Origin of the sequence: Candidatus Bathyanammoxibius amoris, assembly GCA_024451685.1 — a bacterium.
Taxonomy (GTDB): Bacteria; Planctomycetota; Brocadiia; order Brocadiales; family Bathyanammoxibiaceae; genus Bathyanammoxibius; species Bathyanammoxibius amoris.
The window spans coordinates 15743-28046 of the sequence record JAMXCW010000013.1 but is presented as its reverse complement, the minus strand read 5'-3'; the positions used below and the strand labels follow the sequence as shown (position 1 = coordinate 28046).

13 protein-coding genes are annotated in these 12304 nt (G+C 51.9%); 2 read left to right on the top strand and 11 right to left on the bottom strand.

From position 1 onward, the window contains the following. Window positions 1–14: 14 nt before the first annotated feature. The 3 genes from NOU37_07770 to hemC form a co-directional block, all read right to left on the bottom strand. Complete coding sequence (locus tag NOU37_07770) at window positions 15–614, bottom strand: NAD(P)-binding protein (protein MCQ4575125.1); 600 nt, start codon at window positions 612–614, stop codon at window positions 15–17. Window positions 615–868: 254 nt separating this feature from the next. Beyond that, window positions 869–1384: a molybdopterin-guanine dinucleotide biosynthesis protein B gene (gene mobB / locus NOU37_07765; protein MCQ4575124.1), complete on the bottom strand. Its 516-nt coding sequence runs from the start codon at window positions 1382–1384 to the stop codon at window positions 869–871. 32 nt (window positions 1385–1416) lie between these two features. After that, window positions 1417–2376 (bottom strand): hydroxymethylbilane synthase, encoded by a 960-nt coding sequence (hemC, locus tag NOU37_07760; GenBank protein MCQ4575123.1) that lies wholly within the window; start codon window positions 2374–2376, stop codon window positions 1417–1419. Window positions 2377–2608: 232 nt separating this feature from the next. Between hemC and NOU37_07755 the strand changes: the two genes are divergently transcribed. Both NOU37_07755 and aroA read left to right on the top strand, forming a co-directional pair. Then, window positions 2609–3736: a hypothetical protein gene (locus NOU37_07755; protein ID MCQ4575122.1), complete on the top strand. Its 1128-nt coding sequence runs from the start codon at window positions 2609–2611 to the stop codon at window positions 3734–3736. Next, complete coding sequence (gene aroA / locus NOU37_07750; GenBank protein MCQ4575121.1) at window positions 3733–5034, top strand: 3-phosphoshikimate 1-carboxyvinyltransferase; 1302 nt, start codon at window positions 3733–3735, stop codon at window positions 5032–5034. Before NOU37_07755 ends, aroA begins: the two co-directional genes overlap by 4 nt. 54 nt (window positions 5035–5088) lie before the next feature. Here aroA and NOU37_07745 read toward each other — a convergent pair whose 3' ends face one another. The 8 genes from NOU37_07745 to NOU37_07710 form a co-directional block, all read right to left on the bottom strand. After that, the gene (locus tag NOU37_07745) at window positions 5089–5523 is read right to left on the bottom strand and encodes a transposase (protein MCQ4575120.1); all 435 of its coding nucleotides are present in this window, start codon (window positions 5521–5523) and stop codon (window positions 5089–5091) included. Window positions 5524–5725: 202 nt separating this feature from the next. After that, a complete protein-coding gene (locus NOU37_07740; protein ID MCQ4575119.1) occupies window positions 5726–6367 on the bottom strand; it encodes a hypothetical protein in 642 nt (213 codons plus the stop codon). A gap of 30 nt (window positions 6368–6397) precedes the next feature. Further along, on the bottom strand, window positions 6398–8047 hold the full coding sequence (locus NOU37_07735) for a DNA topoisomerase VI subunit B (GenBank protein ID MCQ4575118.1): 1650 nt from the start codon (window positions 8045–8047) through the stop codon (window positions 6398–6400). 62 nt (window positions 8048–8109) lie between these two features. Then, on the bottom strand, window positions 8110–8556 hold the full coding sequence (locus tag NOU37_07730) for a hypothetical protein (GenBank protein MCQ4575117.1): 447 nt from the start codon (window positions 8554–8556) through the stop codon (window positions 8110–8112). 35 nt (window positions 8557–8591) lie between these two features. Continuing rightward, window positions 8592–9323 (bottom strand): type 1 glutamine amidotransferase, encoded by a 732-nt coding sequence (locus tag NOU37_07725; GenBank protein MCQ4575116.1) that lies wholly within the window; start codon window positions 9321–9323, stop codon window positions 8592–8594. A gap of 12 nt (window positions 9324–9335) precedes the next feature. Beyond that, window positions 9336–10121, bottom strand: a complete 786-nt coding sequence (locus NOU37_07720) for a hypothetical protein (GenBank protein ID MCQ4575115.1) — start codon at window positions 10119–10121, stop codon at window positions 9336–9338. Between the two features lie 34 nt (window positions 10122–10155). Further along, window positions 10156–11445 carry a phosphomethylpyrimidine synthase ThiC gene (thiC, locus tag NOU37_07715; protein ID MCQ4575114.1) on the bottom strand — a complete coding sequence of 430 codons (1290 nt, stop codon included), beginning with the start codon at window positions 11443–11445 and terminating at the stop codon, window positions 10156–10158. Then, on the bottom strand, window positions 11442–12197 hold the full coding sequence (locus NOU37_07710) for an rRNA pseudouridine synthase (GenBank protein ID MCQ4575113.1): 756 nt from the start codon (window positions 12195–12197) through the stop codon (window positions 11442–11444). The genes thiC and NOU37_07710 overlap by 4 nt, the downstream gene beginning before the upstream one ends. Window positions 12198–12304 lie beyond the last annotated feature (107 nt).

The following is a 12304-nucleotide window of genomic DNA, read 5'->3' as shown; positions in this document are numbered from 1 at the left end:
CGCCCCGAGAGCTATTAATACGGCGTCATGTTTTTTTGCAGCTCCTTTAACTTAACGCCCTTGCCCAGCGCGGTGTTGAGCTTTAATTTCATCCCCATCTTTTTCAGCAAGTCCACCTCTTCCGTTATTACTCTCGGCGGCAGGCGGTAGTCCGGGATACCTACCCTCAACATCCCGCCCGGGTAGGGCAGGGACTCGTATACGACCACCTTACAACCGGATAACAACAGATCGTTCGCCACCACCAGGCCGGACGGACCGGCACCTATAATTGCGACAGACTTGCCGTTCTTCTTTACCGGTAAAACTTCCTTCAGAAACCTCTCTTGATAGTCAGGCTGTAGATTATCCGTTATGAACCTCTTCAGCCCCCTGATAGACACGGGGCTGAGGTCGATAGTCTCCCCATCCCTTGGCTCTATACGCTGCCTCTTGCATTCACCTTCGCAGTAATGGACGCAAACGCGTCCACAGATGCTGGGGAAGACATTGGCCGCACGATTGACCTTCCAGGCCTCGTAGTAATCACCTTCCAGGATGAAACGGATATACTTGGGGATGTTTGTACCGCTGGGGCAGGCTTTCTGACAGGGTGGTATCCGTCTTTCACCCATGTTTCGACCTCTTTTCTCAAAAAATCTTGAGAATTATGCAGAACGTCATTATCAAGCTGCTACATGCACATAGCGTCTGCAGGGGTCATTTCATCTCGTCAGAGACAGATACTCAACTCGCGTATGCCCGTAAAACTCAAAGGAAAAGGCAAAATCTGCCTCGGCAGAGGAAAGAGGCCCTCCCCCGTCTAGAAACAAAATATACCGCAAAAACTCTCGCAATGCAACAGGTTTTACGCGGCGCAAGCGCCTTTCTAGCAAGTCCCTTTCATTACATGCCTTACGAACTCCAGGGCCTTGTGAAGTACTTCCTGGGAGATAGGGTTACTCTGGCCGGAAACGTTTATTCTTAGGACAGGACTGCCTTTATCATGCGGGGCCTGTTCGCTCTCCCCATGCTCCTTGCCGGGCGCTACAAGGTGAATCTTCGGACAGCCACCTTCCCTGTAACCCTCCAGAAACACAACGTCGGCAAAAGGGAAGTACGTCCCAAGGACTTCGTCCAACGGCGGCGGTGACTCTATTCTCCTGATAAATGCCATCTTAGCGGGCGAGGCGATATAGACGGCATCCGCCCCCGACTCGTAGAAACGGTAGGTGTCCTTTCCCTCATGGTCTATCTGTATATCCCGTCTGGCGTACTTTATTACCCCTACAACCCCGTAGCCATCGCGTTTGAGCGTGGACACCAGTTGCTCGATGAGGGAGGTTTTGCCGCTGTTTTTGTCACCGGCCACGGATACTACGGGGATGTTTTTGCCGCTGTTCACTTTGTATAGTTTGATGTCCCTGTGGTGAAGCCTTAACTACGTTCTATCTCTCTATCGAGGGTCTCACGGATTTCTCTGAGGATCTCACGGGCGCCCATGTCCAGAAGACGGCCGGCGAGCGTTCGCCCGATGTCCTCCGCCCCTTCGGCGGGGCCTGAGTGCCTGTCCCTCACGGTCTTTGAACCGTCCAGGGAGCACACCACGGCATCCAATTCCAGCGTCCCATCCGCTGTATGCTGCCCAATTGCCCCTATAGGGATCTGACAACCGCCTTCGAGTTCAAACATCAGCGTCCGCTCCGCCTCCACCGCATGTCTCGTGGGAAGATGTTCTATAAAGGACAGTATGTCCCGCATCTCGTCATCGCCCTTCCGGCCCTCTATCCCCAGTGCGCCCTGTCCCACGGCGGGAAGCAGTTCGTCAAACGGTATAGTGCAGTAACTATCCTTGAACACGCCAAGCCGCTTGACACCCGCCTTGGCCACTATTATGGCGTCCAGCCCTGTTGTCTCAAGCTTCTTGAGCCGTGTGTCCAGATTCCCCCTGAGGTCTCCCACCTCCAGGTCCGGCCTGAGCGCCAGTAACTGGGCCCTCCGCCTGAGACTGCTCGTGCCCAGTTTCCCGCCCCGGGGGAGGTTGTGGATTGAACCACAGTCATTCCTGCATATCAACAGGTCGTGCGGGTCTTCCCTCTCAGGCACGGCAGCTATCGTTAACCCCTCGGGCAATTCCGTTGGAAGGTCTTTAAGGCTGTGAATGGCCATGTCTATCCGCCCGTCCTGCAGGGCCACCTCTAATTCCTTCGTGAAGAGCCCCTTACCCCCTATGCGGGACAGGGCAACGTCGGTTATCTTGTCGCCCTTGGTAACTATCCTCTGTATTGCTATTTCAAGGTTCGGGTCAAGCTCCTCAAGCCTGGACTTTACCCACTGGCTCTGGGTCATCGCCAGTTTGCTTCCCCTTGAACCTATAACGATAGTTTTTTTTGTCAAAGAGTGTTCCCGCCTAAGAAAACCGGAAAACCGGGAAAGTTTTTTCACCCGAGAGCGTCCTGTGAGACTTTCTCCTTGAAGCACGTTTTCGTTTGGGCTACAATCCGAAAATACACGAATTTACGATGAATTTCAAATCTAATATGCGTCTTACGCACTCCCTGGGAATGCCTGTTTTCTTTTAAGTTCAGTAAAGGTCGACTGCCGCAAACGAATTTTCGAGATGGGAGCTATGTCCCGGCTAAACAAGGAGCTTGTAAAGATAGATTTTGAGGACGTCGGCAAGGCCAGATTCGAGGATATAATAAATAGTGTAACCCTCGACACCTCAATCGCACAGTACAAGCCTCTCTCCCACTATCAGGTTGACCCTAGAAGCGGTGACAGGGTGGTGTACTCAGAGGCGAGGGCGAAGAGACCCCACGATACCCCGCCCGCTGACCGGGAACAGAAAACTGCCGCTACAGCCGGCTGTGTGGTGTGCGAGGGAAAGACAACAAGCATCATCGACACCGCGCCCATTTCCGAAGGATTTACCTTCATCAACAAAAACCTTTTCCCCATCCTCTATCCCTTCGGGACCGGGACCGCGGAGAAAGACCTTTCCGGCAACCCGTTTACCCGGACGGGGCGCCAGGCCGCAGGGGCACATTTCCTCCAGTGGCCCAGCAACCTTCACCACAGCGACTATCATAACATGGGCCAGGCAGACGTCCTGGTCGTCCTCGGGAGGCTTTGCACGCTTGAAGAGAAGCTGCTGCATTCGCCCGGCTCCGGTATGCCGCTCAGCCACAGGCTCCCCGGCGGCGACCATTACGGATACATCGGAGTAATAAAAAACGTTGGCCGGCTGGTGGGCGGCTCGCTCACTCACGGCCACAATCAGATAGTACACACCAATATAAAACCCCGAAGGATTGAGGATGATGAGACGTTCAGACAGAACTTCGGCCAGAATTTTTCAGACTATATACTGAGGGAAAACCCCGACGAGTATACCGTGAAAGACTACGGCCACGGGGTGCTGCTGATAGTGCCGTATTTTATGAAAAGGCCGCTCCACGCGATGATAGTGGTGGGAGACGGCTCCTGCGGCTACCTGCACCATCTGAAGAAGGAGGCGCTGGGTTCCCTCTGCACGGCCATCCGTGACGTCAGCCAGGCCGTGGTGGAACTCATGCCGGGACTTGGCAGGGAGCTGGCCTACACCTGGATAATCCACGAAGGCGACATCGGCGGTTTGTACATGGAAATCCTGCCCTGGACTCAGGAGATGGGCGGGTACGAACAGCTCGGTATATTCCTGTGTCAGTCTACCCCGGAGACTACCGTCAAGCACTACAGGAAGCTAATTTCATGACGAAAACGCCCGCCGGCAAGAACTCCGTCCTTGAGATAACGCCCGCAAAGGTGGAGGGAGAGGTACGCGTCCCCGGCTCAAAGAGCCTGACCAACCGGTCGCTGATAGTGGCAGCCCTGGCCCCTCCCAGTTCGATTATACACGGCGCCCTGTTCAGTGACGATACCAGATACCTGTCGTCCGCGCTGGCGGAACTGGGTTTCGTCATACTGAACTTCCCGGAGGACACCAGGTTCACCATAGACGGGCGCGAGGGAGACATACCGGCGAAGAAGTCAAAACTCTTCGTGGGCAATTCCGGCACGGCCATGCGCTTCCTGACGGCGTTTGTCGCGCTGGGAAAAGGAACGTTCGAGCTGGACGGTGTGGAGAGGATGCGGCAGAGGCCCATACAACCGCTGCTTGACTGCCTCACACAGCTGGGCGCAGACGCCGTAAGCAAGCACGGCGACGGATGTCCGCCCGTGATTATCAAGGCCAACGGCCTTAAAGGGGGAAAGGCCACCATGAGGGGCGACCTGAGCAGCCAGTACTTCACGGCCATCCTGCTGACCGCGCCTTACGCACACAGGGACGTTGAAATCGTTGTAAAGGGCGAACTGGTGTCCAGGCTGTACGTGGACATGACCATCAAGTTTATGAAGATGTTCGGCGTAAAAGTCACCCATGACCGCCATAAGCGTTTCACCATAAGGGCCGGGCAGAGATACCAGCCCCTCGTCTACGAAGTGGAGGGCGACGCCTCAAGCGCCTCGTACTTCCTCGCGGCGGCGGCCATCACCGGGGGCAGGGTGAAGGTGCATGGAATCCCCCTAAATTCCCTGCAGGGCGACACGGGGTTTGTGCAGGTTCTAAGTAAGATGGGTGCGTTTGTGCAGAGGGGGGACGACTGGATAGAGGTCGAGGGCGGGCCGCCGCTCCGCGGCATAGATATAGACCTGGGCAACTGTCCCGACATGGCCCAGACCGTAGCCGCCCTGGCCGTATTCGCCAGGGGAAAGACACGCGTCAGGGGCGTGGCCAACCTGAGGATAAAAGAGACCGACCGCATCAACGCCGTGGTAACGGAACTCAAACGTATAGGCATCACCGCAAAGGAACACAAAGACGGCTTCGAGATAACACCCGGAAAACCCAAACCCGCCGTCATAGAGACCTACGACGACCACCGCATGGCCATGAGCTTTGCCCTGATTGGCTTAAGGGCGAAGGGAATCAAAATCAAAGACCCGCACTGCGTCAGCAAAACCTTCCCCGAATATTTCGAAGAACTCAAGAAACTGTGCCAGACTGACTAGCCGTAATAAACAGAGAGACCAGTATACAAGAACTGCCGTAACAGACTGCCGTTTTCAATAAATTTTGGCAAAGTCTAATCTGTCTACCAGTGGATTATTCTGAATATATGTCCTTATCTTTTGAAGGGTATTTTCGTCTCTAATAATGTGTTCATAATAATTTCTTTGCCAGAAGGTTTTCCCCCTGAAACCTTCCTTCTTAAGCCTTCTTGTACTCAAGGATTTAAACGCCTGGACAACTTTTGCCAAGCTGGTTTCAGCCTTGTAAAAAACGAAAATAGCATGTAAATGGTCTGGCATTATCGTGTAATAATCTACCTTTACTCCGTCAAAACGACTTTCTATTGCCTTCAATTCCTCTTCCAGGATTCTTTTTTCTTTTCCCACTATTAACTTCTTGTTTAACACTGTGCAAATGGTCACAAAATAGGCACCGTTATTCTGGTAATCGTAGTTACTCAGCCTGATGCTTTTTCTAAATCTAACCATTTCAATTTAATAAAGCCTTGTAGCGGTCGAGCTTGCTCGACTTTGAAGCAGAGTAAACTCTGCCGCTACAATATTGAGGTAGTTGTATCCTTAACTGATGTAGCGTGTGGGTCTATCTTAATCCTGAATAAAACACGTCCTACGACAACGTCGCATGCTACAGCTCTGTCAATATAATGTAGGGTTTGCCAGTTTAAATTTGCTAAAACATTTTGTACCATCGCGGTTTCATCATTCCATCGACTTGTTTCTTTAGTTCAATTATCTGTTGTTTTATTAAATTCGCCTTTGACTCAATCTTCCGTGCTTCGCCAAAGAGGCTCACTCCATTTTTCTTTTCAAGCTGTGTGATAGAGGGTCCTGGTGGGAAACCTGGCCAACGTTTATTAAATTCCTTTAAACAGTAAACAAAATCTTTTAATGAATTCTGAATTTGAATCAGTTTCTCCTTTTCACAATCAAGAGCAACATAGGGGAGAAATCTATTTTCAGAGAACATCTGTAGTTCGTAAAGCATCTGTGTTGTCTCTTTCCAAGAAAGTGGGCCACTACAACCATCTACATTATTAAATACTTCCTCGCCATTGTGTATTGTCACGCCCCCCGAAGTATAGTTGCCATGGTACTTTGTTCTATTGCTACGAACCACTTTAGTTGTCCTTTTACCAGCAAAGCAACTTATTACCCTTTCTGTTTCTTTTAAAAGATTACTTAATTCTTCTAAGACAGGAAGTTTTTGCTTGTGTCTTTCTTTGCTCCGTTGAGTAAAACAATACACAACAATTGCGACTACTACTGCGATAAGCGATTCAACTAGAATATTATCTTTAAGATAATCTATCATATGACTATATTTGAAAAACTTAAACAGGTCTTACTGTTTTCTGCTCTTTTCCAAAACCTCGGTGAGGGTGGTGACTATCTTTTTCTCCTGCCTGTCGTTCAGTTCGAGGATGTCCTTGAGGGCGATTCCGATGTGGGGGATGTATTCTTTAATATACGATTTCTTCTTCTCGGCGTCTTCAAGACGGCGCCTCTTTGATAAAAAACTCGAAAGCTTCCGACCGCATTCCTGGACGGCCAGCTTTATCTCTTTCTCTATCTCCGGGTAGTGGGCAACGGCCTCCTTGCTCTCAGAGGTGAACGGCACCCAGACCGACGCCACGTGTACCATGAGCACCAGCGGCCCGGTGGGCAGTGCGCCCGTGGCCTGCTGAAGCCCGTAGCTCCGCCACGAGGTGTCCATGACCGACTCGGTGACGGCGCAGGCGGATTTCTGATGTAAAAGTGGGACGCGGTTGGCAAACCTGAGCATCCGGGCAAACCCGTCTGCCGATAATTCGCCGCCGTAGGCAAGCCCCGCTTCTACTATGAAAGGGTTCCCCCGGTACACGGAGGGCGAGCGGGAGGTGGTGGCGTAGAAGTCCGCCTTAAACTGCCGCCTCAATCCTTTCAGGATAAGCTCTTCGCCGATGGGCACCACGCAGTCGCCGGGAGGGGCCATTATCTTTGTCTCGCGCACGGCCTTCAGGAGTTTATCGGCCTCGGCGCGGGCTATCCTGCGCGGTCTCGCGTTTAAGTTCAGCCCGGCCTTATCGCATATCTCACGGGCAAGACGCACGCTCACCCTGGAGAACTCGGTACTGAGAAAACTCGACAGCGTCCGCGCCCCGGTGTCGTGGAGCATGTGGATAAGGGTGCCAAGCTCTATGCCGTATGGATGCGGTTTTATCTCCTTCGCCTCCCGCGGCAGTTCCTTTGTGGCCCGCGGCAGGAGCAGTTCCTTTTTCTCGGGGTTGATATATCTTATCGTCACGTGCGGGTTCGCGACGGCGGTCTGTTCCATATACTCGTCTACCGACTGCCGGCCCTTCTGGTACCTTGACTCAAGTTCTATGACAACCTGCGTGCCGTGCGGCCTGTCCCACTCGACCTCTTTTTCCTTCCCGATAACGGGTTCGTTCTTCTGCGTGTGGATTGAGAGTTCATAATAATGTGCGGGTTTACGTGGTGATATGCGGGAGGTGATGCATACCGGGCGGCCGGTGGTAAGCTGGCCGTACATGGCCGCGGCGGAGATGCCGATGCCCTGCTGGCCGCGCGACATCTTCAGCCGGTGGAATTTAGAGCCGTAAAGCAGCTTCGCGAAGATCTTCGGCACCTGCGCCCTGATGATACCGGGGCCGTTGTCCTCGATAGTAACCTTGAAGCGGTCCTCGTGGCTGGTGGGTTCTATCTTTATGGTGATTTCCGGCAGGATACCCGCCTCTTCGCAGGCATCGAGGGAATTGTCAACCCCCTCCTTCACGCAGGTGAGCAGCGCCTTCCGCGGGTTGTCAAAACCGAGCAGGTGGCGGTTCTTCGTAAAGAACTCGCTGACCGATATCTCACGCTGTCTTTCCGCCAGGATGTAGGCTATATCCCGGGTGGCGTGTTTCATTGTGGCGTGTTCGATTCTTACCTGTTTTGCCGTCTGTTTCGGGTTTTTCTTCGCTGTCTTTTTCGCTGCGGCTTTTCGCGGCAAATGCTCCTCCTTACAGCCCCTGTTAACAATCAGGTCCTGCAGCGGCCGGTCAATAAACAACCTTAATCGATTTCAACGGTATCCTCGCCCTTCAACTGCTCCTCCTTAGGCTTGCCCATACGGGCACGCAGTTTCGGCATGAGATATCCCAGAACGTATATGACCGGTTTCTCCCTGTACTGGGGTTGTTCCGTGTAGATTCGAGTGATGAGGACACTCATATCCTCGAAGCTCAGATCCTTCAGCCCGTTCATCATCTCCTCGTTGTCCGTCTTAGTAGTGCTCAAGAGCATAAGGGTGTCGACCACACCTCGCACATAGGCCTCTCTCAGGGCCTTCTCCTCGCGGCTGACCTGATCTCGAAGCTCCTCGGCTTCATAAGGGTCTGCCGGCGCCTTAAACTGCTTGGCATAGAACCAGTCATAAGAGGTCATCCATATAGCGGCGTTACACAGGCAGGGTATCATAGTTATAATGAGTACCAAACCCACGATTTTTAGCACCTTCATAAACCCTCCCTCCCACTTATCGTACCACGAACACGTTAGGCATGAACCCCGGAGATATCGAAGAAGTTTTTGTAAAACCGCTCCGCATGCAGGTTGCATGCGGTTGAATTCTCTTCGCTCTGCCTTGCTATCTCCCTGGGATCAACAGTTCCTTTTAATGAAACCAGTTCCTCTTTATAGCTGTCTATCCACTGGTTTACCATCGGGGCCGTTACCTCCAGGTGGAACTGAAGGCCGTAAGCACGCGAGCCCACCCTGAACGCCTGATTGGGGCAGACGCCGGACGCCGCCAGCCTCTTGCCTCCTTCCGGTATCTCAAAGGTGTCACCGTGCCACTGGAATACGGTTATCTCCGGCGGAAGTTCTCTAAACAAAGGGTCCGCCCTTCCCTCCTCCGTCAGCGATATGCTGGACCAGCCTATCTCCTTCGATGGTGCCTTTGTTATCCGGGCGCCGGCCGCCCTGGCAAGAAGCTGTGCGCCGAGACATATCCCCAGGGCCGGGACGTCTTCCCGGATGGTTCTTTTCAGGAACGCGTCTTCCCACCCGAGAAAGGGATAGACCTCACTGTCATCGTATACGCCCATGGGCCCGCCCAGGGTTATGACGGCAGAATAGTCGCCGGGTTCCTCTATGTAAGAATCTTCAAGGTATGCGTTTATGACCTGATACGGGATGCCGTTCTCTTCTATGAACTCGCCCAGTGTGCCGGGGCCTTCTATGTCTATGTGTTTTATAATGAGTATGGGCCTTGTCAACTCTTGCATAATCTGAATTAGTTATAATCCTTCCAAGATCATATCATCTATCAGACAACTAGCGTTTGGATTCTTAATTTTCCTCCTGTCTTCATAATCGCCCATATCGAACCAAATTATGGCAGAAATCCTTTTACCTCCCTCCGTTGTAAAAAAGTTGTTATTATTCCAATTAAAGCCTCCGTTCACAACTTTTCCGGTATTTTTATCCAATAGGATCTCGTAACCTCCTGACAGACTACTTAAAATATGAAAATTCCCCGCTATAGCGGTATTGTTCAGTTCAATAACTGCAATATTTTTGCGTCCGTCTTTAAACTGATCTTGATTTTCACCTAATTTGCCATGAAGTTTCCCTCTAACAGAACTTGTATTTATAATAGGCAAGTGGGTTTTTATATCATGACATTTTATATCTTCTATATTCTGTGCTACTTTCAAATCTGGATTTATAGAGAAAACCTCCAAGTATATTGGGTCATCATCAATTTTTAATATTAGGTCAGCTTCTTCTGTTTCAAACTCGACTTTAAATTCTTCTCTAATGTAAAAAGCCATTACGATAATTTCTGCAAATGTACCGTTCCAAAAATTCTTAAAGTCTTTCTCTGTTATTATTCTTTTTTCAAAATGTTTATAAATATTTACATCATAGTCATATATAGTAGTCAGGCCTCTAGCGAAAGCATGTAAACTTCTATTTTTGTTTTGTGAATTCGTTAGACTAGAATGATAATCTGCAATTATGAAATGCAAAAGTGGATGCGTTTCTTTTATTTTATTCATTTTATTTGGATTTTGCTCCACAAGCAGACTCAGTACATAATGGGGCTAGATAAAACTACTTAGCGTCATCGGCTACTTTGAACACACAATAAAGTCCGCACATGGAGCATACGTCGTCATTGTCCGAGGTGGGTCGTGTATCCCTGAAACTCTTGGCCCTCTCTCTGTCTATACAGGTGTCGAACTGCCCCTCCCAGTTGCGCTCCCGTCTCATTTGTGACATGGTCTTGTCCCACTCCCATGCCGACTTTACGCCCTTCGCTATGTCTGCGGCGTGGGCGGCTATCCTGGCAGCCATGACACCGTCCCAGACGTCCTGCACGGCGGGCAGGCTGAGATGCTCGGATGGCGTCACGTAGCATAAGAAGTCCGCGCCGGCAGCGGCGGCCATGGCGCCACCGATGGCCGAGGTGATATGGTCATACCCGGGCGCTACGTCAGTAACTATCGGCCCCAGGACATAAAAGGGCGCGCCCCCGCAGAGTTCCTTCTGGAGCTGGACCTGAGAGGTTATCTGGTTCATGGGCACATGGCCCGGTCCTTCAACTATCACCTGTACTCCGCGTTCTCTTGCCCGCCGGCACAGTTCAGCCAGCACGTTGAGCTCGTACACCTGCACACTGTCAAACGAATCAGCCAGCGCCCCGGGCCTCATGGCGTCTCCGAGGCTGAGGGTAACGTCGTACTCTATGACTATGTCTAATAGTTCATCGAAGTTCTCGTACAGGGGGTTTTCCTTCCCGTGTAACGCCATCCACTCCACCAAGAAGACGCCGCCGCGGCTTACCACGCCGCAGACCCTCTTGCCCTCGTTGAGGAGCTTCAGTACCCCTCTTGTAGCGCCGCAGTGAACCGTTACAAAATCCACGCCGTCCTCACAGTGTCTTCTAACGGCGTCCATCATGTCCCCGGCCTTCATGTCCTTTACGGCATTACCTCTCGTCGCGGCCTTCACCACGGCCTCGTATATCGGCACGCTACCCACGGTAATGGCCGACTCTTCCATCACCCTCTGCCTGACCTCCCTCAGGTTGGCGCTCGTGCTGAGGTCCATCACCGCGTCTGCGCCTGCCTTCTCGGCGGTCCTGAGCTTCTCCAGCTCTTCATCCACCTGATGATAGTCGTGCGAGGTGCCGATATTCGCATTGACTTTTGTCCTCAGACCCTCACCTATACCTATAATGCTCTTCGTCCGCCCTGCGTTTCTGCGTCGATTGGAGGGTATAACCACCTTTCCCTCGACTATCTTCTTCTTGAGCGCCTCAACGTCGCAGCCCTCGTCTTGGGCTACACGGCGCATCTCCTCAGTTATAACGTCATCTCTGGCCTTAAGTAATTGTGTCATCTCTTACCCTGTAACCGGCCTCTTGGGCCCGTCTTGTCATTTGTCAAAGAATAAAACCTTTCCACTTCTTCCCTGTTTAAGCGGCGGTATCTTCCCGGCTTAAGTCTTGGGTCCGAGAGCCAGCCTATCTTGACCCTCTTCAGCGACCTTACCGCGTAGCCGAGTCTGGCAAGTACCCGCCTGACTTCCCTGTTGCGGCCCTCCCGCAGCGTTATCTCAAGAATCGAGTTACTCCTTCCTCCTCGTATAATTTTCACCCTGGCGGGCAGGGTCTTGCCACCGGAGAGCCAGACTCCCTTGCCCATCGAGTCTTTAACCTCGTCCACATCTACACGTTCGCCTACCTCCACACGGTAGGTCTTCGGGACGCCGTAGCGGGGATGGCACAGGAGGTTCGTAAATTCTCCGTCATTGGTAATTATTATCAAGCCCTCGCTGTCCGCGTCAAGTCGTCCTACGGTGTACAGCCTCTGAGGAACGTCCTGGAGAAGGTCTACGGCCCTGGGCCTGTCAAGCTCGTCCCAGTTACTGCACACGAAGCCCCTTGGTTTGTTGAGCAGGTAGTAGACCTTCTTTTCGCTGCTGACTGAAATACCATCGCAACGTATCTCACTCCCCTGCGGGTCCACGGTGACTCCCATTTTCTTCACAATCTTCCCGTTGACCGTGACGTGGCCCGTGGCAATCAGTCTCTCACACTGCCGTCTTGAGCCTATGCCCGCGTTTGCCAGTATTTTCTGCAGCCGTTCCATTTAATTAATGATGCCCGCTGTAATTACGTATGTAACCTGCGCTCATAACAACTGACCCGCAAGAGGCGTTTTCCGGAGAGACGCCATTATTAAACACATCACCAGAG

Excerpts from the sequence above, each read along its gene's own strand:
- thiC (MCQ4575114.1), bottom strand. The coding sequence starts at position 11,445 with ATGACACAATTACTTAAGGCCAGAGATGACGTTATAACTGAGGAGATG.
- NOU37_07710 (MCQ4575113.1), bottom strand. The coding sequence starts at position 12,197 with ATGGAACGGCTGCAGAAAATACTGGCAAACGCGGGCATAGGCTCAAGA.
- aroA (MCQ4575121.1), top strand. The coding sequence starts at position 3,733 with ATGACGAAAACGCCCGCCGGCAAGAACTCCGTCCTTGAGATAACGCCC.
- NOU37_07725 (MCQ4575116.1), bottom strand. The coding sequence starts at position 9,323 with ATGCAAGAGTTGACAAGGCCCATACTCATTATAAAACACATAGACATA.
- NOU37_07770 (MCQ4575125.1), bottom strand. The coding sequence starts at position 614 with ATGGGTGAAAGACGGATACCACCCTGTCAGAAAGCCTGCCCCAGCGGT.
- NOU37_07755 (MCQ4575122.1), top strand. The coding sequence starts at position 2,609 with ATGTCCCGGCTAAACAAGGAGCTTGTAAAGATAGATTTTGAGGACGTC.
- NOU37_07740 (MCQ4575119.1), bottom strand. The coding sequence starts at position 6,367 with ATGATAGATTATCTTAAAGATAATATTCTAGTTGAATCGCTTATCGCA.
- NOU37_07730 (MCQ4575117.1), bottom strand. The coding sequence starts at position 8,556 with ATGAAGGTGCTAAAAATCGTGGGTTTGGTACTCATTATAACTATGATA.
- NOU37_07745 (MCQ4575120.1), bottom strand. The coding sequence starts at position 5,523 with ATGGTTAGATTTAGAAAAAGCATCAGGCTGAGTAACTACGATTACCAG.